18 protein-coding genes are annotated in these 18,948 nt (G+C 68.2%); 4 read left to right on the top strand and 14 right to left on the bottom strand.

Translation table 11 applies throughout. The annotated features are described in order from the left end of the window. Window positions 1-3: 3 nt before the first annotated feature. From FFI87_RS21875 to FFI87_RS21850, 6 genes are all read right to left on the bottom strand, one after another. Entirely contained in the window at window positions 4-882 is an 879-nt protein-coding gene (locus FFI87_RS21875; protein WP_138849041.1) for a class I SAM-dependent methyltransferase, read from the bottom strand. Between the two features lie 10 nt (window positions 883-892). Continuing rightward, window positions 893-1,243 carry a VOC family protein gene (locus FFI87_RS21870; RefSeq protein ID WP_138849042.1) on the bottom strand — a complete coding sequence of 117 codons (351 nt, stop codon included), beginning with the start codon at window positions 1,241-1,243 and terminating at the stop codon, window positions 893-895. A 1-nt stretch (window position 1,244) separates the two neighbouring features. Further along, window positions 1,245-1,421: a ribbon-helix-helix domain-containing protein gene (locus tag FFI87_RS21865; protein ID WP_041490059.1), complete on the bottom strand. Its 177-nt coding sequence runs from the start codon at window positions 1,419-1,421 to the stop codon at window positions 1,245-1,247. A gap of 106 nt (window positions 1,422-1,527) precedes the next feature. Beyond that, window positions 1,528-2,361 (bottom strand): arylamine N-acetyltransferase family protein, encoded by an 834-nt coding sequence (locus FFI87_RS21860; RefSeq protein ID WP_138849043.1) that lies wholly within the window; start codon window positions 2,359-2,361, stop codon window positions 1,528-1,530. A 120-nt stretch (window positions 2,362-2,481) separates the two neighbouring features. Next, on the bottom strand, window positions 2,482-3,174 hold the full coding sequence (locus FFI87_RS21855) for a hypothetical protein (RefSeq protein WP_012366304.1): 693 nt from the start codon (window positions 3,172-3,174) through the stop codon (window positions 2,482-2,484). Window positions 3,175-3,420: 246 nt separating this feature from the next. After that, window positions 3,421-4,905 (bottom strand): amidase, encoded by a 1,485-nt coding sequence (locus FFI87_RS21850; protein ID WP_138849045.1) that lies wholly within the window; start codon window positions 4,903-4,905, stop codon window positions 3,421-3,423. 397 nt (window positions 4,906-5,302) lie between these two features. Between FFI87_RS21850 and FFI87_RS21845 the strand changes: the two genes are divergently transcribed. The 4 genes from FFI87_RS21845 (at window position 5,303) to FFI87_RS21825 (ending at window position 9,851) form a co-directional block, all read left to right on the top strand. Beyond that, window positions 5,303-5,737 (top strand): universal stress protein, encoded by a 435-nt coding sequence (locus tag FFI87_RS21845; RefSeq protein WP_012366306.1) that lies wholly within the window; start codon window positions 5,303-5,305, stop codon window positions 5,735-5,737. Window positions 5,738-6,416: 679 nt separating this feature from the next. Continuing rightward, window positions 6,417-6,665 carry an adhesin gene (locus FFI87_RS21835; RefSeq protein WP_138849047.1) on the top strand — a complete coding sequence of 83 codons (249 nt, stop codon included), beginning with the start codon at window positions 6,417-6,419 and terminating at the stop codon, window positions 6,663-6,665. Window positions 6,666-7,216: 551 nt separating this feature from the next. Further along, window positions 7,217-8,506 carry an NRAMP family divalent metal transporter gene (locus FFI87_RS21830; RefSeq protein WP_138849049.1) on the top strand — a complete coding sequence of 430 codons (1,290 nt, stop codon included), beginning with the start codon at window positions 7,217-7,219 and terminating at the stop codon, window positions 8,504-8,506. An 82-nt stretch (window positions 8,507-8,588) separates the two neighbouring features. Beyond that, entirely contained in the window at window positions 8,589-9,851 is a 1,263-nt protein-coding gene (locus FFI87_RS21825; RefSeq protein WP_138849051.1) for a DUF2252 family protein, read from the top strand. 39 nt (window positions 9,852-9,890) lie between these two features. On the opposite strand, the gene FFI87_RS21820 is transcribed toward FFI87_RS21825, so the two are convergent. The 8 genes from FFI87_RS21820 to FFI87_RS21785 form a co-directional block, all read right to left on the bottom strand. Further along, window positions 9,891-10,292 (bottom strand): PPC domain-containing DNA-binding protein, encoded by a 402-nt coding sequence (locus FFI87_RS21820; protein WP_138849053.1) that lies wholly within the window; start codon window positions 10,290-10,292, stop codon window positions 9,891-9,893. Window positions 10,293-10,407: 115 nt separating this feature from the next. After that, entirely contained in the window at window positions 10,408-11,430 is a 1,023-nt protein-coding gene (locus FFI87_RS21815) for a 2Fe-2S iron-sulfur cluster-binding protein (protein WP_138849054.1), read from the bottom strand. A 13-nt stretch (window positions 11,431-11,443) separates the two neighbouring features. Beyond that, window positions 11,444-13,111, bottom strand: coding sequence for a hydroxylamine reductase (gene hcp, locus FFI87_RS21810; RefSeq protein WP_138849056.1), 1,668 nt, complete (start codon window positions 13,109-13,111; stop codon window positions 11,444-11,446). A gap of 192 nt (window positions 13,112-13,303) precedes the next feature. After that, entirely contained in the window at window positions 13,304-13,540 is a 237-nt protein-coding gene (locus tag FFI87_RS21805; protein ID WP_138849058.1) for a DUF3079 domain-containing protein, read from the bottom strand. Window positions 13,541-13,718: 178 nt separating this feature from the next. Beyond that, window positions 13,719-15,119 (bottom strand): MFS transporter, encoded by a 1,401-nt coding sequence (locus tag FFI87_RS21800; RefSeq protein ID WP_012366314.1) that lies wholly within the window; start codon window positions 15,117-15,119, stop codon window positions 13,719-13,721. Between the two features lie 28 nt (window positions 15,120-15,147). After that, complete coding sequence (locus FFI87_RS21795) at window positions 15,148-16,392, bottom strand: NAD(P)/FAD-dependent oxidoreductase (RefSeq protein ID WP_138849060.1); 1,245 nt, start codon at window positions 16,390-16,392, stop codon at window positions 15,148-15,150. Next, a complete protein-coding gene (locus FFI87_RS21790) occupies window positions 16,389-17,351 on the bottom strand; it encodes a VOC family protein (protein WP_138849062.1) in 963 nt (320 codons plus the stop codon). Before FFI87_RS21790 ends, FFI87_RS21795 begins: the two co-directional genes overlap by 4 nt. A gap of 18 nt (window positions 17,352-17,369) precedes the next feature. After that, a complete protein-coding gene (locus tag FFI87_RS21785; RefSeq protein ID WP_138849063.1) occupies window positions 17,370-18,860 on the bottom strand; it encodes an aldehyde dehydrogenase in 1,491 nt (496 codons plus the stop codon). Window positions 18,861-18,948: the final 88 nt, after the last annotated feature.

Here is an 18,948-nt window from a genome sequence, read left to right as displayed (position 1 = left end):
GCGTTACACCGTCGCGACCAGCAGCTCTTCCGCGTTGTTCGGCGGACGCAGGCCGTCGGTGCGATCGGCGAAGTAGCGGCGCGTAAGCTCCGCGGCCGACACATGCTCGGCCCGCGCGAAGCCGGCGTCCGTCGCGAGCGTTCGGATCTCCGTCGGCATGAAGAAGCTGATGAACGGCGTGCCGCTGGCGGCCGCGCCCTTCGCGGCCATTTCGAGCCCCGGGCGCACGTCCGGATCCGCATGCTCGAGCGGCAGCAGGAAAGTCATCGCGAACGTCGAACCCGGCGCGAGCGACGCGACTTCGCGCAGCGCCGCCGCGTTCGCGTCGCGCGTCAGGTACATGCTGACGCCGGTGGACACCACGACCGCCGGTTTGCCCGCGTCGAAGCCCGCGCCAACGAGCGCGTCGCGCCACGACTGCTTTGCCTCGAAATCGACCGGCACGAACCGTAGCCAGTCCGGCACGCCGAAACCGAGCTCGGTCAGGCGGCGCCGCTTCCACGCCTGCGGCGCGGGCGGATCGACTTCGAAGACGGTCAGGCGCGATGCCATCTCCGGCCGGCGCTGCACGAAGCTGTCGAGCCCCGCGCCGAGGATCACGTACTGGCTCACGCCCTGCGCGGCCTGCTCGACGACGAGATCCTCGATGAAGCGCGCCCGCGCGACGATCGAGGCGCGAAACGGCCCGGTGAACTGGGGATCCATGTCGCCGCGCTGCTGCCAGCCGGGCGCCGGTGCAAGCAGGCGCAGGCCGACTTCATCGGCGAGCACGTGCGGCGGCGCATCGAGTTCGACGTGCAGCGCGCGCCACAGCGCGACGCGGGCGGCGGTGCTGTCGGGGGCGTCCTGATGGTCTTGCTGGTCCTGATGAAGGCCAGTCATCGCCGCGGCCTCACGCAGCCGGCGTGCCCGGCGCCTGCAGGCGCCACACGCGGCCATCGGGGTCTCGCACGGTCATGTCACGCGTGCCCCAGTGCGTATCCTCGAACGGCGTGACCACGTCGACGATCGGCTGCGGCCGGACCGACTGTTCGTCGGGCACCGTCAGCACGACCTGCATGTCCGGCGTCTCGCTCGTCGGCACTTCGGCGATGAACAGATACGGGCCGTCGCCGCGCCTGAACTGGCCCGACGCGTGATCGGTTTCGAATTCCAGCGTGAAGCCCAGCGCCTGGAAGAACTTCGCCGACTTGCCCCAGTTGTGCGTCGTCAGGTACACGGCTTCGATTCGCCCGGATGACATGTCATTCCTCCTTGATGGACGGCCCGGCTCCCGGTGGCGGAGCGGCCAGATACGCGCGCAATGCGTCGGCCACCAGCGCGGACAGTGACTGCTCCGTTTCGATGGCGCGATGCTTGACCTGCCGGATCAGGCTCAGCGGCAGGTACACGTTGAACTGCTTCACTTCTTCGTCGCTCATGAATACTAGTATGCTAGCAAAATAGCAAAAGTCAAACAGGGAACGGAATCGGCGGCGTGGCGTGCGGCGGACGTCGACGCCGGCCATGCCGCCGCTCGCTACGCACTCACGTCATGTTGGCCCGCGCCGCCGCCCGTGCGAACAGCGCGTCGAGATCGAAACCGGTCGTGTCGATGCCGATCGTGTCGCGCAGGCATGCGCCCCACGCCGCCGCGTCGTCGAACGTGACGGTGCGCCCCGCGCCGGTCGCGTCACGCAGCGTCAGCACGGTGTTGAACAGCGCCGCGCGGCCGCCCGGCAGCACGCGGCACGCGATCAGGTCGTTCACGAAGATCGATTCGGGATACGTCGACGTAAACCAGTTCGCGGCCTCGTAATCGATCCACTCGGCCCGCTTCAGCGAGAAGCGATAGGTCGTCTGCCAGCCGTCGGGAATCTCGAACTGCATGTCGAACTCGCCGTCGACCGGCGCGCCGACCACGCGAAACGCGCCGTGCGGCGTCAGTTGCCGCTCTTCGGGCACGAAGCGCAGCGGCGCGGTGAGTGTCGCGCTGCCGAAGCCGATGTCCGCAAGCCACGTCGCGCCGTCGAGATCGATACGCAGCAGCATGTGCGTCTGCGCGGTGACGACCTCGGGCGGCCGCATCCAGCGCACGCGCGCGATCAACGGCGTCACGCGGAAACCGATGTGCGCGAGCGCGGTGTAGAACAGCTTGTTGAGTTCGAAGCAGTAGCCCCCGCGGCGGTGCGCGATCACCTTGTCGACGATCGCCGGCACGTCGAGCGCGACGCGCGCGCCGGTCAGCGGATTGAGGTTTTCGAACGGGATCGCCTGCGGGTGCAGCAGATGCAGCCGGCGCAGCACGTCGAGCGTCGGCTGGGCCGGGCCGTCGTAGCCAATGCGGGCGAAATAGCGCGGGAGGTCGAACGAGTCAGTCATGAACCGGCACCGGAAACGGGGAACACGCACGATAGCATCGAGCGCAATCCCCATGTTGTGCGGGGCCTTCCCGGCGCTGCGCGCGCGGCAGCGGCCCCGACGCGCGCGGCGCCGGCAACGTTACGGCAGCAGCTTCAGCGCGGACGACGCGACCGCCGGCACCGAGATGCCCTGGCTCGTCGCGAACTGCACGGCCTGGCTGAGCGTCGACGCGAGCGACTGCAACTGGCTCGGCGCGCTTTGCGCGATATACGACGCTGCCTGCATGTTCTGCGGATTCAGGCCCGCCTGCAGCAGCGACGCGGCGCTGGTCGAACCGAGACTGCCGAGCCCCGACTGCAGTTGCGAATACTGCGTGAGGCCCTGGCCGAGCGATGCAAGGCCGTTGCTGAACGCCTGCTTGTCGACCGGGCCGTGCGTCGCACCGCCGCTCGCGAACGCCTGGCCGAGCGCCTGCGACACCGACTGCTGCGCACCGCCCATCTGCGACAGCGCGGCCGGTGTCAATGCGTTGCCGCCGCCGAGCAGGCCGGCGGCCTGCTGCGCCTGCCCGGCCGCGCCGGTGAGCCCCATCGCCGACGCGAGCGACGACTGGCCGGCCAACACCTGCTGGTTCGCGCCGACGTACGCCTGCAGCAACTGCGCGACGCCGCCCTGCGACGGCGCGGCCTGCTGCTGCCCGCCGCCGAGCAGCGACGATCCGATCGCCTGGAGGTCGAGTTGCGCATGCGCGCTGCCGTTGACGCCCAGCAGGATGCCGAATGCGATGCCCGCCGATGCCAGGTGCTTGCCCGTCGCGCGAATGTGCTTCATCTGTTTCCCTCGTGCCCGAATTATTGATGCGGATATTGTCGAAGCGCGTCGCGCGCCGCCGCAACGACTGAAACACATCGAAACGAAATCGCGCGCCGCGGCCGCTTGCAATTCCGCCGCCGCTCCGGCTCGCCGCGCGCATTCGTCCGCATTTGCCGCGCGATCTCGAGCGCACATCGGGATTCGTTCCTTGCCTGCATCAATATTGCTGGTCGCGGGCGCCCGGGATCGAAGCCGCCACGTGCATCAAGCAGCCATCCAGGCCGGCAGCCGCCGGCCGACCCAGTCGGCCGCCTGTTCGTAGCCGCGCGCGAGCTGCAGCACCGCGAGATCCGCGCGCGGCCGGCCGATCAGCTGCATCCCCATCGGCAGCCCCGCGTCGTTGAATCCGACCGGCACGCTGATCACCGGGCAGCCGGCCAGCGTCCACGGCACCACCGTTTCCATCCAGCGGTGGTAGGTATCCATCGCGCGGCCCGCGATTTCCTTCGGCCAGCGCTGCTCGACGTCGAACGGGAACACCTGCGCGGTCGGCGCCGCGATGAAGTCGTAGCGATCGAAGAAGCTCAGCACGGCCTGATGCCACGCGGTGCGCTCGATGCTCGCGTCGAACACGTCGGCGCCCTGCATCGCGAGCAGCCCTTCGACCTCGTAGATCGCCTCGGGCTTGAGCAGCGCACGCCGTGCCGGGTCGCGATAGTGCGCGAGCAGCCCGCCGCCGGACAGCAGATGCCGATGCGTGAGCCAGAGGCGCCAGATCCGCTCGGGCGCGAACGCCGGCAGCGCCGCATCGACGTCGCAGCCGATCTCGCGCAGCGTCGCGAGCCCCTTTTCGCACTGCGCGAGCACGCCCGGCTCGGTCGCGAGATAACCGTTCCAGTCGCCGACCCATGCGATGCGCTCGCCGCGCAGGTCCTTGTCGAGCGACTTCGTGAACACCGCGGGATCGTCCGCGAGCGACAGCGGATCGTTCGGGTCGTAGCCGGCCTGGATCGACAGCAGGTGCGCGACGTCGCCGACCGTGCGGCCCATCGGCCCTTCGATGCCGAGCTGCTGCATGAACACGTCGACGGCCGGCCAGCGCGGCACGCGGCCCTGCGACGGACGCAAGCCGTAGATGTTGCAGAACGCGGCCGGATTGCGCAGCGAGCCGCCGAAGTCGCTGCCGTCCGCCACCGGCAGCATGCGCGCGGCGAGCGCCGCCGCCGTGCCGCCGCTGCTGCCGCCCGCGCTCTTCGTCAGGTCGTACGGATTGCGCGTCGCGCCGTGGACTTCGTTGAACGTGTGCGAGCCGAGACCGAACTCCGGCGTGTTCGTCTTGCCGATGAAGATCGCGCCCGCCGCGCGCATCCGCCCGACGCCGACCGAGTCGGCCTGCGGCACGTTATCGCGGAAGATCGGCGAGCCGTAGGTCGTCCGCAACCCTTTCGTCATCGCGAGATCCTTCGGCGCCTGCGGCATCCCGTGCAGCCAGCCGTGATATTCGCCGCGGGCGAGCGCCGCGTCCTTTTCCGCGGCTTCCGCGAGCAGCGTCGCGCGATCGCGCAGCGAGACCAGCGCGTTCACCGCACCGTTCACGCGCTCGATGTGATCGAGATACGCACGCATCGTCTCGACGCAGGAGACCGCCTTGCGGCGAATCGCCGATGCGAGCTCGCCGGCCGACAGGCGCACGATCGGGTCGACGGTGATGGAAGCGGGAGCGAGAAGCTGCGGGGCGCCGTGCGGCATGCGAGGTCTCCTTGAACTGGAAGGGAATGGCGAGCCGCATGGTGGGCCGCACTCCGTCCCGAGCGGCCGGCAATGGGCCTGGAATGGGCAGGAGAGGCCGCGCCGCGACCGATGCCCTACTCTACGCGACGCCCGCTGGCTGACCTTCGATATTTTCCGCCGCGATTCATTGAGGATCCGACTAAATCGGCATGCCGCACGGCGGCAGGACAGGGTTCGCCGACCGGCCGATGAAAACGTTTATGCGCATAAACTTAAATTTCTTATATTTCTAATAGGCGCAACACAACGCGACGGCCGGCGTTGACGGCATTTTTACGTGGCCGCCCGATTTCTTTAGATCGAGCGATCCGGCGGCGCGCTACGCTGGAAACATCTCGACTTCGGAGCATCGTCCATGCTCAAGCTGCTGGTTCCTGTCGGTCATTCGCCCCGTTCGCTGCAGGCGGTCCGCCATGCGACCTTCCTGTATCGCGAACGCTGCGCGTCCGAGATCGTGCTGATCAACGTACAGGCGCCGCTCGAAGCGACGCGGCTCGAGGCGTTTCACCCGCTGTCGCGGCTGCGCTCGATCGAAGACAAGTTCGCGTGCGAGGATCTGGCAATGGCCGAGCGGGTGCTGCGGGAAGCCGGAGTCCGGTACAGCGTCGTGAAGAAGGTCGGGCCGGTGGCCGACACGATCGCGGCCGTCGCGGCCGAGATGGGCTGCGACGAAATCGTCGTCGTCGCGCCGCGGCTCGATCCGGTTCATACGATGCTGTCGATGTTCCGCCGCAGCGTGATGAGCCGGCTCGTGCGGATTTCGAATGTGCCGGTGACGGCGGTACGATAAGCGGCTGATCGCCGCCCCGTCGCCGTCGTGTCGCCGTCGCGTCGTGCGGCCCCGCGCCGTCAAGCTCGACGCGCACCGGCATGACGACGTCGCCATGGACCCGCTCAGGCGGGTCGTTTCATTCGCGTCGATGCAAGGATGCGCAGCACGGCGCAAAGCCGTGGTGTGCCATGTAACGATACTGCGACGCGCACGCGTGCGCCGTCGCGCGGCATCGACCGGCTTACTTGATCGCCTTGCGCCAGAACACGAGATAGGCCGCCGCGGAAGACGCGCCCAGCAGAATGACCCACAACGGCGCCATGCTGATCAGGACCGAAGAGACGTTAAGCATTTGGATTCCTCACTATTTCGATAGCGATGTTCAACACGTACCTGCTGCATTCGGAACCGCCGCGCCCATCGCTTTGCCGCGCATCGCGTTCCGCCAGAACATGCATTCATGCTATCGCTGCGACCGGTCGCGCGACCGACTCGCCCTGCCCGCATCCTGACATTCGTCAAACTCGCATCGATTGCGCGCCGGTCCGGCCGCCTGCCACTCCTTTCCCCGCCACGATGGGCAAAAAGGGACGTCATTACGTCGGCCCATGGGCATTTCAGCAGACGATTACCCGGGGAAGCCCCAATGCTTCGCACAACGTGTCCGCGTTACGCTTGAGCGACGAGGAGACGAATCATGAGACGAGTGGTACACATCGCTTTTTTCGCGCTGCTGGCCTACCTGATCGGCGATCGGGCGCTGCTGCATGCGCAAGGCCGCGACGCCAGTCCGACCGCGTGCTCGCAAGGCGCCGAGCAGGTGAAATACGACGCACTCAGCCGCGGCTTCGGCAACGCGGCAGCCAGCAGCCAGAGCGAAGCATTCATGTCCGGCTGCCTCGTGACCGGACGCGGCCATCAGGATGCCGCGATGGCCGCGCGTTGAGGTCGAACGGGCGCCGCCGTGCCGGCTGCGTCCGTGTCGCGCCGCATGGCCGGGAGCGGTCGCGACCGGCGCTTTCCATCCTTTGTGCTCGGCGCCGCCGGCCCTGAGCTGCCGGTAGCCGGCAATACGCCGTCAATCCCGCGCTCGACGAATCGATGAGCGGTCTGCGCGCCACTTCAAGCAAGTCCTTGCCATAGCGGCCGCGGCGCTTAGTGCTCCGTGGGACCGGCCCTGACCTGCCGTTAGGCCGCAATACGCCGTCAACCCCGCGCGCGACGAATCGATGAGCGCCCTGCGGGCCACTCCACGCAAGTCCATGCCATAGCGGCCGCGGCAAAAAGCGCCGGCCAACGCCCGTCGATGTCCCGATTTGGAGCGGCTTGATTCCCCGGGGCGCCGGCCGTCCAACCTTCCCCTGTCCTCACCTCCCCGCGCGCCGCCCGCAGCGGCTTTCCGCTGCGCTCGACTCCGCAACCGAAGCCCATCGCCCCGCCAATCGCGCCCGGGCATGCCGCTTGCGACTCCGTTGGCCTTCCTAACGGGCCGCCGACATGAACGACAACGAGTCCATCGATTCCGCACAACAACCGCGCCCTCGCGCGACCACGTGGCTCCGCCGCCTCGGGCCGGGGCTCGTCACCGGCGCCGCCGACGACGATCCTTCCGGCATCGGTACCTATTCGCAGGCGGGTGCGCAGTTCGGCTTCGAACTGCTCTGGTCGCTGCTGCTGACCTATCCGCTGATGACGGCCATCCAGCTGATCAGCGCGCGCATCGGCCGCGTGACCGGCAAGGGCCTTGCGTCGAACATGCGCACGCACTATCCGCCGTGGCTGCTCTATTCGACCGTCGCGCTGCTGACCATCGCGAACGTGATCAACATCGCAGCCGACCTGTCGGCGATGGGCGCGGCGGTCAAGTTGCTGCTGCACGGCCCGCAAGAGCTCTATGTCGTCTGCCTGGGCGGCGTGTCGGTCGTGCTGCAGATTTTCGTGCCGTACGACCGCTACGCCCGCCTGCTCAAATGGACCGCGCTGACCCTGCTCGCCTATGTCGCGGTCGCGCTGATCGTGCCCGTCCCGTGGCACGAGGTCGGCCGTGCGATCGTGCTGCCGCATATCCAGTTGAACGCCGCGTACCTGACGACGGTCATCGCCGTGCTCGGCACCACGATCAGCCCTTATCTGTTTTTCTGGCAGGCGTCGCAGGAAGTCGAGGAATTGCGGGCGGCGCCGAACCAGCGACCGCTGCGAATCATGCCTCACCAGGCGCCCGCGCAGTTGCGCCGGATCAGCGTCGACACCTGGGTCGGCATGGGCGTGTCGAACATCATCGCGTTCTTCATCACGCTCACTGCCGCGGCGACGCTCCACATGCATCACATCGACGTGAAGACGTCGGCGGATGCCGCACGGGCACTCGAGCCCGTCGCCGGGCACTTCGCGTACGTGCTGTTCGCGCTCGGGATCATCGGCACCGGCCTGCTGGCGCTGCCGGTTCTCGCGGGATCCGCCGCGTATGCGGCCGCGGGCACCTTCCGCTGGCGCAACAGCCTCGCGTTGCGGCTGGGTGTCGCGCCCGAGTTCTACGGCGTGATCGCATTGGCGACCATTGGCGGCGTCGCGATCACGTTCATGCATTTCGACCCGATCCGGGCGCTTTACTGGAGTGCGGTCATCAACGGCGTGACGGCGGTGCCGATCATGTTCGTGATGATGCTGATGGCAGGAAGCAGACGCATCATGGGCGAATTCGCCGTCAGGGGCGTGCTGGCATGGGGCGGCTGGCTCGCGACGTCCGCGATGGTGATCGCGGCGATGGGCGTGCTCGTGCCGGATTGAATCGCATCGCCGCGCCGCCCTGTCGGCGCTTCGCCTCGCCGGAATAAACCGGCATCGCGCGGTGCACGCGCACCGGGAACGCATGCCGCGGATGGAAGGAGGACGCATCGTGGCCAAGAAAACCGCCGGATCGGCAAAGCTGCCGGCCTGCGACCAGCGCGCGCCCATTCTCGCCAGCCTGCGCAGCCGCAAGATGGCGCGCTCGATCCATACCTATACGCGCGGCAGCGCCGAGCGCTTTTACGCATGGCTGGCGGACCATCGATCCGGCACCGTGCCCGACGGTCCCGCGATATGGATCGGCGGCGATTGCCATCTCGGCAATCTGGGGCCCGTCGCGTCGAAGACGGGTGAAGTCGCCGTGCAGATTCGCGATCTCGACCAGAGCGTGATCGGCAATCCGGTCCACGATGTGCTGCGTCTGGGGTTGTCGCTCGCCACCGCGGCGCGCAGCTCCGATCTGCCCGGCATCATCACGTGGCGGATGATCGAGGCGCTGGTCGACGGATACGAGCAGGCGTTCGACAGCCGGCGCCGCGACGAACTCAGCCACATGCAACGCCCTCACGAGGTGCAGATCGCGATGAAGGCGGCGCTGCATCGCTCGTGGCGCAAACTCGACCGGCAGACGATCCGGAACACCGCGCCGCACATCCCGTTGGGCAAACGCTTCTGGCCGCTGTCGGAACGGGAGCGCGGCGCCATCCTCACCCTGTTCGAAACCGCGCCGGTTTCCACGATCGGCGCTGCGCTCAGCCGCACGGCGCGCTGCGACGCCGGCATGAAGGTGCTCGACGCCGCGTTCTGGGTGAAGGGTTGCAGCTCGCTGGGCCGACGCCGCTACGCGGTGATGCTCGATATCGACGACGCATGTTCCGACGGACATCCGCCCTACCTGATCGACATCAAGGAAGCCACGGCCGCCAAGGCGCCGAAATACCCCGGGGTACGCATGCCGGGCGATGCGGCACAACGGGTGCTCGAAGGCGCGCGGCACGTGTCGCCGATGCTGGGCAGCCGGATGTGCGCGGCGCGCCTCGACGGGCGCGCCGTCGTCATGCGCGAATTGATGCCGCAGGATCTGAAACTGGAAGCGGAACGGCTGTCGGAAGCCGACGCGGTGAACGTCGCCCGCTACCTTGCGCTGGTGATCGGCCGCGCGCATGCCGCCCAGATGGACGACGCGACGCAACGCGCGTGGCGCGCCGAGCTGCGGCGCCAGCGTCCGAAGACCCTCGATGCGCCTTCATGGCTGTGGAAAAGCATCATCGAACTGATGGCCGCGCATGAACAAGCGTATCTCGAGCATTGCCGGCGCCACGTGCTCGGCAAGGCGGTCCGCTGAATCGCCGCAGCCGTCATGCGCTGCGAAGGTTCCGCGCGATCAGCCGGTGTCGGGGCGAATCACCAGCTCGTTGAAACCGGTGCCCGCGTCGGGTTCACGCGAGAAACGATGCGCGGGCAACAGCACGAGCAGTATCTCGGCGGTCGTACGCACCACGCAGCCGCTCGCGACGTGCCCGCCCGATACGCGGCCTTGCGCGTCGGAAACCGACATGTGCAGGTGCGCGCCGTCCGGCGAGACCGACCCGGCCAGCGTCAGGATTTCGAGGTCGCCGCGCAGTTCGGTCGGTGAGTCGACGCCGGCATAGCGCAACTGCGCGACGTTCAGGCTGCCGATGCCCTGGATCACGAATGCCGCGTGTGCGCGAAGCCCGCGCAACGCGTGCTCGATGGCGGCGCGCAGATCGTCGCCGGGGGAAAGACGCAGAGGATGGGCTTGCATGGTCGATCACCTGCTGATGGGCGTGGGTGTCGACAAAGCGTACGTTCGACCAGGCAATCCGGCAAGTCGCCGCCTGCCGGATGGAACGCCGTTGCCGCAGCGCGCGGCGCTCGCGTTACACGGTGAACCGCTCGCTCGCGAACTGCGCGTCCGGCACGCCGGCGGCGATCGCGACTTGCCGCGCACCCTCGACAAGCGGCGGCGGCCCGCAGACATAGACGTCCGGCAGCAACGGCGCGTGCGCCAGCGCCGCGCGCAACGCGTCGACCGGCGTGCCGCGCAGCCCGGTCCATTCCACGCCGGGCCGCCAGACGCACACATCGACCACCAACTGCGGCAGCTCGGCCCGCAAGCGCGCCAGTTCATCGAGCATGAACAGTTCGTTTTCCTCATTGACGCCGAAGAACAGCCGCGCGTCGCCCGTCTCCTGATACTCGGCCATGCGCCGCAGCATCGACAGGATCGGCGCGAGCCCCGTGCCGCCCGCAACGAACCAGCGCGGCCGCAGGCTGTCGGCGAACAGGCCGAACCCGCCCATCGGCACACGCACGGTCAGCCGATCGCCGGGCCGCGCGCGTTCGCGCAGATAGGTCGAGAACCAGCCGCCCGGCCGCAGCCGGATCAGGAACTCCAGCCGGCCATCCCAGTTGCTCGTGTTCGCGAGCGAATAGGGCCGGCGCAGGCCGCTGCCCGGCACCTCCAGTTCCGCGAACTGGCCGGCTTCGAACTCCGCGGCCACGCCGAACGCGTCGTCCGGCTCGATCTGCAGCTCGACGCGCATCGTGTCGCGCTCAATCGCGTCGAGCGCGGCGATCCGCGCCGTGCGCACGGGCACCGGCTGCAGCAGCACCTTGGCGCGGTCGTACGGCGCCGCAACCCGCAGATCGCCGAGCGGCGTCGTTCGGCACAGCAATACCGCGCCGGGCTGGCCGGCCGGCAACGCGTCGGCGCTGTGCGACTGCATCGCGTACGGGCCGTCGACGACGGTCGCCTGGCATGCGCCGCAGCTCCCGCGCCGGCATTGCGACGGCAGCGTGATGTCGGCTTGCGCCGCCGCCGCGAGCAGATCCTGGCCGGGCTCGCAGTCGAAGCCGAACGGCGCGCCGTCGCGCGTCGTGATCTCGATCCGGTAGCTCATCGAACGATCCTGCTCATGCCGCCCGGCGCGCGAGCGCCGCGGCGAGGTCGGCGCCGGCGTCGCCGATCGGCTGGATTCCGAACTGATCGACCAGCACCGCGAGCACGCCCGGCGTGACGAACGCGGGCAGCGTCGGCCCGAGCCGGATATTGCGGATGCCGAGCGCGAGCAGCGTCAGCAGCACGGCCGCTGCCTTCTGTTCGAACCACGAGATGACGAGCGACAGCGGCAGGTCGTTCACGCCGCATTCGAATGCATCGGCGAGCGCGGTCGCGATGCGGATCGCCGAATAGCTGTCGTTGCACTGCCCGATGTCGAGCAGGCGCGGAATGCCGCCGATATCGCCGAACGCGTGCCGGTTGAACCGGTACTTGTTGCAGCCGAGCGTCATCACGACCGTATCGTCGGGCGCCTGCTCCGCGAACTCGGTGTAGTAATTGCGCCCCGGCGCCGCGCCGTCGCAGCCGCCGATCAGGAAGAAGTGGCGGATCTGTCCGGCCTTCACCGCGTCGATCACCTTGTCGGCGACGCCCAGCACCGCATGCCGGCCGAACCCGACGGTGATGGTCTGCTCCGGCGCCGTGGCCTGAAAGCCCGGCAGCGCCTGGGCGGCACGGATCAGCGTCGGGAAATCGTGATGTTCGAGATGGCGCACGCCCGGCCAGCCGACCGGCCCCGTCGTGAAGATGCGCTGCCGGTATTGCGGCAGCGGCTCGATGATGCAGTTGGACGTCATCAGGATCGGCCCGGGGAAACGCGCGAAGTCGCTCTGCTGGTCCTGCCACGCGCCGCCGTAGTTGCCGGCCAGATGCGGGAAAGCCTTGAGCGACGGATACGCGTGAGCCGGCAGCATTTCTCCGTGCGTGTAGACCTGGATGCCGGTGCCCGCCGTCTGTTCGAGCAGCGCGTGCAGATCGCCGAGATCGTGGCCCGACACGAGGATCGCCTTGCCCGCCACCGGCGACACGCGCACGGCGCTCGGCTGTTGCACGCCGAAGCGGCCGGTGTTCGCGTTGTCGAGCAGTTCCATCACCGTCAGGTTCAGCCGGCCGAGATCGAGCGCGTGCGCGAGCAGTGCGTCGACGTCGGCTGGATTGCCCGCGAGGAACGCGAGCGCCGCGTCGACGCCTTCGTAGATGTCGTCGCGCTCGTAGCCGAGCACCTGCGCATGATGCGCATACGCGCACACGCCCTTCAGGCCGTACAGCACCAGCGCGCGCAGCCCGACGATATCCGCGCCCACCGTGTCGAGGCCCGCGTCGATGCCGACGCTCGCAGCCTGCTTCAGCAAGCCCGCCAGATCGTCCGCCGGCTGCCACTCGGCCGGCCCGTGCAGCACCGGCACCGCCGTGCCCGCGGCGCGTGCGTGCGCTTCGCAGGCGGCCTTCACGCGATCGCGCGTCTGCGCGGCTTCACGCAGCAGCGCGACGAAGCGCACCGCATGGAAGTTCACGTTGGTCAGCGTGGTGAACATCGCGTACAGCACGAAGCGCTCGGCTTCGCGGTCGGGCACGCCCATCGTGCGCGCGATCGCGCCGTACTGCGCAATGCCCTTCACCGCATGAACCAGCAGGTCCTGCAGGTCGGCCGTCGTCGAATCCTTGCCGCAATTGCCTTTCGCCGATGCACAGCCCGGCCGCGCGCCGGTCCGGTCGGTCTGTTCGCATTGATAGCAAAACACGGTGTTCTCCTTTGTCGATCATGGGGGCGCGGGTCGGTGCGAAGGGCGGCCGGACGCGTGTTCCGGTCGCCGGGCCGCTCGCCCGCTTCAAGATGCTTCTCTGATGCATCTTTTTCATGATGTTTCGGCACGCGCTTCGCGACCGTGATGCAGATCAACAAACGGAATGCCGGCCGGTGAGGCAACTTGTCGCTAGGATTGCCCGCCGGCTTCAGGCGACGGTGCGGACGGTGCGCCTGCGTCGTCGGCATCCGCGCATGCGATGCCCCAGTCGCCGTATCGATACCAGTCGTCGCCGAGCAGCTCGCTCGGGTGCTGGGTCCGGCTGGAGCCGTTGCCGCATCGCATCGCCTGCGTCGGGCAATAGTTGTCGCATCCCCAGCAGATCCGCTCCGGATGCAGGGGATGCAGCGGAAATTTCTTGGCCATGATGCGTGGTCGTCCCGGTATCGGTTCATTCGCTACCGTTCGACTCTAGTGCACCGGGAAGCGACGTCGATGCGGCATTCGTTCGCACCGCTGCCGGTGTCGCTCCGAAAACGAAAAAAGCCCGGACATCGTCCGGGCTTTCCGTATCAGCGGTTGCAGCCGTATCGGGCCGCCGCGCTTATGCCTCCAGTGCCTCCAGCACCTTGCCCTTCGTCTCGATCCCGACGAAGTGGACGGTCAGCGCCGCAATCAGAGGCACGATGCCGATCAGGTAGAACGCCGGCGCGAGGTTGCCGCCGATGATTGCGTGCGGCACGATCATCGGCGCCGCGAACGATGCGATCTTCAGCCATGCGCTGCCGAGCCCGCAGCCGGACGCGCGAATGCTCGTCGGATACTGCTCCGGCGTATAGACGTAGGCCGTGATGAAGCCCGATGCCATCAGCCCCAGCGACAGCGAGCAGAAGGTCGCGACGACATACACCGACGACGCGTGGTAGACACCCGCCAGCGCCAGCGACAGCGCGCACAGCACGAACGACCAGACGATCACCGGCTTGCGGCCGAGCTTGTCGACGAGCAGCGCCGACGCGAGCGAACCGAGCACGCCCATCACCGAGCCGATCACCGCGAGGTTCAGCGCGAGCTGCAGCGGCGCATGATAGAAGTTCTTGTAGATCGTCGGCAGCCACGTCGACAATCCGTACTGGATGAACCCGCAGGTCGCCCACAGCGTCGCCACCGCGAGCGTGCGCTTGCGATACGCGGCGCTGAACAGGTCGCTCATCCGGCGCTTCGGGTGCTGGCGCACCATCTCGTCGAACGCGGCCGCCTGAGTCGCCGGCGGCAGCTCGCCGCGCACCGACGCTTCGAACACGCCGACCGCACGCCCCGCTTCCGCGAGGCGCCCGCGCGATGCGAGCCAGCGCGGCGATTCCGGCACGAGGCGCGTGAGCACCAGCGCGAGGATCAGCGGCAGCCCGCCGACGAAGTACATGATTTCCCAGCCGAACCGCGGCACGAGCCACGCGCCGAGCGCCATCGACACCAGCAGGCCGATCGGAAACACGATCTCGTACAGCAGCACGAAGCGGCCGCGGCCGTGCGCACGCGTGATCTCGTTGATGTAGGTCGCGGCGACCGGCAGCTCGCCGCCCAGCCCGAGCCCCTGCAGGATCCGCAGCAGCACGAAGATCTCGAACGTCGGCGCGAAGCCGCACGCGATGCTGGTGACGCCGATCACGGCGGAACTCCACGCGATGGCCTTCACGCGGCCATGCTTCTCCGCGAGCGCGGGAAACAGGAACGCGCCGATCAGCTGGCCGATCGCGCCGGACGCGATCAGCATGCCGATCTGCGTCGGCGACAGCCCCCACTTGTGAATCAGCAGCGGCAGCGTCGCCGCGATCGTGATCACGTCGAAGCCGTCGAAGAACGTCGCGGTGCCGATCAGCACGCGCGCGCGGATCTGCATCGCGTTGGCCGGAAGCCGCTCGAGCCGCGCGATGATCGCGCCGGGCGTGGAGGCGGCAGCTTCCATCGTGGCCCTGCCGGCCACGACGTTGTCGAAAGTGCTCATGCGGGGAGTCTCCTGGATCGTTCGCCGGTCAGGCAAGCGCTTTGGTCGTGTCCGCCAGGGCTTCCGTATCCACTGCCCGGCCCTGGTTCATCCACTTGCGTGCGAGCTTCAGCTCGCGTGCGTTGTTGATGGCGATGACACCTCTCACATGCCCATCGCCCAAGAAAAACAGCGTCGCGCGGCGCGCGGCGAGATCGCCGCGCACGACGAGCTGCGCATCGGCCGGCAGATCACCGAGGATCTGCAGGTTCACGTCGTACTGATCGGACCAGAACCACGGAATTTCCGCGTACGGCGCACGCACGCCGAGCACGGCCTTCGCGGCCGCGATCGCCTGGTTCTGCGCGTTCGCCCACGATTCGAGCCGCACGCGCCGCTTCAGCCAGCCGTTGTGATGATTCGCGACGTCGCCGCACGCGAAGATCGCCGGGTCGCTGGTCGCGCCGAATTCGTCGACGACGATGCCGTCGTCGAGCGCCAGCCCCGCGTCGCTCGCCAGCGACGCATTCAGCGCGAGGCCGATGCCGGCCACCGCGAAATCGGCGTCGATCGTCGTGCCGTCGGCAAGCGTCGCGCGCACCTTCGATGCGTCGTCCGGCTGCGCGTCGAGCGACGCGAGCGCCGCGCCGAGGCGCACGTCGACACCGTTCGAACGATGCAGGTCGAGCAGGAAGTCGGACACGATCGGCGGCACCGAACGCCCGCACAGACGCGGCGCGCCTTCGACGACGACGGCCTCGACACCGAGCTTGCGCGCGGTCGCCGCGACCTCGAGGCCGATCCAGCCGCCGCCGATCACGAGCACGCGCCGGCTCGCACGCAGCTTCTCGCCGAGCGCGGCCGCCTCGTCGAGCGTGCGCAGGTAGTGCAGGTTCGACGTGTTGACGAGCGCATCGGGCAAGCGGCGCGACGTGCCGCCGGTCGCGATCACGAGGCGGTCGTATTCGATCTCGCGGCCGCTTTCGGTCTTCACCACGCGGCGCGCACGGTCGATCGACGCCGCGCGTTCCGGCTGCCATGCCTCGACGTTCAGCGTGTCGAATTCGTCCGGGCGCACGACGCGCACGGTCTCGATGTCGGCTTCGCCGGCCAGCACGGCCTTCGACAGCGGCGGACGCTCGTACGGCAGGTGCGGCTCGTCGGCGATCATCACGAGGCGGCCCGCGAACCCTTCCGCGCGCAGCGTCTTCAGCACCCAGCCGGCGGCCTGGCCGCCGCCGATCACGACGACCGTGCGTGGCGCGGGCTGCTCCTGTGTGTTCGCTTCGGTCACGATTTGCGCTCCGTCATGAACTTGCCTTCCGGCGCCTTCGCGTTCTTCTGCCGGCGCGTGTTGCCGTCGAGGCCGCCGTCGACAGCCCATTCGGCGAACACGGTCGGGCCCGGTTCGAACTCGCGCGGCTGCCATTCCGGTGTCAGCACGTCTTCATCCGCGTAGTACTCGATCAGCGCGCCGGCCGGATTCTGGAAGTACCAGAAGTACGCGGACGACACCGGGTGACGCCCCGGGCCGAGCTGCGTTTCCCAGCCGCAACGGTCGATGTGCATGCCGCCGCCGAACACTTCGTGGATGTCGCGCACGGCGAACGCGACGTGGTTCAGGCCGCGCTTGCCATTCGGCAGCGCAAGCAGGAACAGGTCGTGGTGACCGCCGTGCGGTGCGCAGCGCATGAACGCGCCGCGGCCCGGATAGCGGTCCGACGTCTCGAAGCCGAGCAGGTCGTGATAGAACGTTTCCTGCGCGTCGAGGCAGTTCGTGAAGAACACGACGTGCCCGACCTCGACCGGCTCGGCGCGCGCATAGATCGGGCTCGGCTGATCGACGCGCGCCGTCTGGCCCCACACGTTCGACGGCGAGCCGGTGATGTCGAGCGCGCGCTTGCGCGTCACCTCGATGCGGATCGCCATCCCGTTCGGATCGATGCAGCCCACCGCATCGTCCTGTGCGTAATAGCCGGGCTGGCCGGCCAGCTTCGTGCGCAGCGCGTCGAGTTCCTGCCGCGTCGCGACGCCCCACGTGACTTCACGCAGCGTCGGGCCGGCTTCGAACGCGGGCGGCAGCGACGGATCGTCGGCCTTCACGACCAGCACGGTGCAGCCGTTCATCGTCTCGAAACGTGCGCGCGTGTCGTCGTGCGCGACTTCCTTCAACCCCCAGTCGGCGAAAAAGCGCCGGCACGTCGCGAGGTCGTCGACACCGTACGTGATCTGCTCGATACCCAAGATGCTCATTGCGTCATTCCCCTTCGCTCAGTTCGCCCACGGCAGCGGCGCGTCGTTCAAGCCCCAGTAGAGGCTCTTCTGCTGCATGTACTCGCGGATCCCGAGACGCCCCTTCTCGCGGCCCATCCCGCTCTCCTTCCAGCCCGAGAACGGCGTGGAGATCGAAAACAGCTTGTACGTGTTGATCCACACGGTGCCCGTCTCGAGCGCGCGCGCGATGCGCCACGCGCGCTTGTAGTCGCGTGTCCAGATGCCGGCGGCGAGGCCGAACACGCTGTCGTTCGCCTGCGCGATCAGCGACGCTTCGTCGTCGAACGGCATCGCGACGAGCACCGGCCCGAAGATTTCTTCCTGGCAGATGCGTGCGCTGTTCGGCAAGCCTTCGAGAATCGTCGGCTGATAGAAGAAGCCGCGCTCGCGCCCGTCGCCCGACGGCCGCTCGCCGCCGCACAGCAGGCGCCCGCCTTCTTCCAGACCGAGTGCAACATAGCGCTCCACCGATTCGCGATGCTTCGCGCTGATCAGCGGGCCCATCTGCGTGTCGGGCCGCGTCGGGTCGCCCACGCGCAGCTTGCGTGCGCCGGCGACCAGCCGCCGCATGAATTCGTCGTACACCGCGCGCTGCACGAACAGCCGCGAACCCGCGATGCACGCCTCGCCCGACGAGCTGAAGATGCCGTACAGCACGCCGTTGACCGCGTGATCGAGATCCGCGTCGTCGCACACGATCGTCGGCGACTTGCCGCCGAGTTCGAGCGATACGGGCATCAGCTTTTCCGCCGCGATGCGCGCGATGCCGCGGCCCACTTCGGTGCCGCCGGTAAACGACACCTTCTTCACGAGCGGATGACGGACCAGCACGTCGCCGATCACCGAGCCTTTGCCCGGCAGCACGCTCAGCACGCCCTTCGGCACGCCGGCTTCCTCGCAGATGCGGGCCAGCGCGAGCGACACGAGCGGCGTGACTTCGGCCGGCTTGAGCACCACCGCGTTGCCGCCGGCGAGCGCCGGGGCCAGCTTCTGCGCGTCGGACGCGATCGGCGAGTTCCACGGCGTGATCGCCGCGATCACGCCGATCGGCTCGTGCACGCTCATCGTCAGGTAGTCGCCGCGTGACGGCGTCAGTTCCTCGTCGAGCGTCTCGAGGCATGCCGCGAAATAGCGGAACGTGTTGGCCGCGCTCGCGACCAGCACGCGCGTCTCGCCGATCGGCTTGCCGTTGTCGCGGCGCTGCAGGTTCGCGAGCGCCTCGTGACGCTGCATGATCAGCTCGGCGATCCGGTACAGCACCAGCGCGCGCTGGTGCGGCTTGAGTCCGGCCCAGTCGGCGCGACGCCAGGCCGCGTCGGCGGCCACGACGGCGTCGGCCGCGTCGTCCGCGTTCGCCGTCGATACTTCCATGTTCGGCGACTGGTCGGCCGGATAGATGCTCGTGTAAGGCGCGCCGCGGCCGCGCCGCCACTCGCCGCCGATCAGGATGTCGCCGTTGGGTACGAGGCTCGTATCGAATGGAGTCATGTCACAAGTCCCACAAATCTGTCTCTGCCCGCCGCCCGCACCGTGGCGCAGGCGGCCGTTCAATGGCCCGGATGGCCGGAATGGCCGC

The organism is Burkholderia sp. KBS0801 (genome assembly GCF_005937855.2).
Classification (GTDB): domain Bacteria; phylum Pseudomonadota; class Gammaproteobacteria; order Burkholderiales; family Burkholderiaceae; genus Burkholderia; species Burkholderia ambifaria.
Note: the sequence above shows the minus strand (reverse complement) of the source record. Positions and strands in the feature narration are given on the sequence as shown.

Excerpts from the sequence above, each read along its gene's own strand:
- FFI87_RS21875 (WP_138849041.1), bottom strand. The coding sequence starts at position 882 with ATGACTGGCCTTCATCAGGACCAGCAAGACCATCAGGACGCCCCCGAC.
- FFI87_RS21870 (WP_138849042.1), bottom strand. The coding sequence starts at position 1,243 with ATGTCATCCGGGCGAATCGAAGCCGTGTACCTGACGACGCACAACTGG.
- FFI87_RS21865 (WP_041490059.1), bottom strand. The coding sequence starts at position 1,421 with ATGAGCGACGAAGAAGTGAAGCAGTTCAACGTGTACCTGCCGCTGAGC.
- FFI87_RS21860 (WP_138849043.1), bottom strand. The coding sequence starts at position 2,361 with ATGACTGACTCGTTCGACCTCCCGCGCTATTTCGCCCGCATTGGCTAC.
- FFI87_RS21855 (WP_012366304.1), bottom strand. The coding sequence starts at position 3,174 with ATGAAGCACATTCGCGCGACGGGCAAGCACCTGGCATCGGCGGGCATC.
- FFI87_RS21850 (WP_138849045.1), bottom strand. The coding sequence starts at position 4,905 with ATGCCGCACGGCGCCCCGCAGCTTCTCGCTCCCGCTTCCATCACCGTC.
- FFI87_RS21845 (WP_012366306.1), top strand. The coding sequence starts at position 5,303 with ATGCTCAAGCTGCTGGTTCCTGTCGGTCATTCGCCCCGTTCGCTGCAG.
- FFI87_RS21835 (WP_138849047.1), top strand. The coding sequence starts at position 6,417 with ATGAGACGAGTGGTACACATCGCTTTTTTCGCGCTGCTGGCCTACCTG.
- FFI87_RS21830 (WP_138849049.1), top strand. The coding sequence starts at position 7,217 with ATGAACGACAACGAGTCCATCGATTCCGCACAACAACCGCGCCCTCGC.
- FFI87_RS21825 (WP_138849051.1), top strand. The coding sequence starts at position 8,589 with ATGCCGCGGATGGAAGGAGGACGCATCGTGGCCAAGAAAACCGCCGGA.
- FFI87_RS21820 (WP_138849053.1), bottom strand. The coding sequence starts at position 10,292 with ATGCAAGCCCATCCTCTGCGTCTTTCCCCCGGCGACGATCTGCGCGCC.
- FFI87_RS21815 (WP_138849054.1), bottom strand. The coding sequence starts at position 11,430 with ATGAGCTACCGGATCGAGATCACGACGCGCGACGGCGCGCCGTTCGGC.
- FFI87_RS21805 (WP_138849058.1), bottom strand. The coding sequence starts at position 13,540 with ATGGCCAAGAAATTTCCGCTGCATCCCCTGCATCCGGAGCGGATCTGC.
- FFI87_RS21800 (WP_012366314.1), bottom strand. The coding sequence starts at position 15,119 with ATGAGCACTTTCGACAACGTCGTGGCCGGCAGGGCCACGATGGAAGCT.
- FFI87_RS21790 (WP_138849062.1), bottom strand. The coding sequence starts at position 17,351 with ATGAGCATCTTGGGTATCGAGCAGATCACGTACGGTGTCGACGACCTC.
- FFI87_RS21785 (WP_138849063.1), bottom strand. The coding sequence starts at position 18,860 with ATGACTCCATTCGATACGAGCCTCGTACCCAACGGCGACATCCTGATC.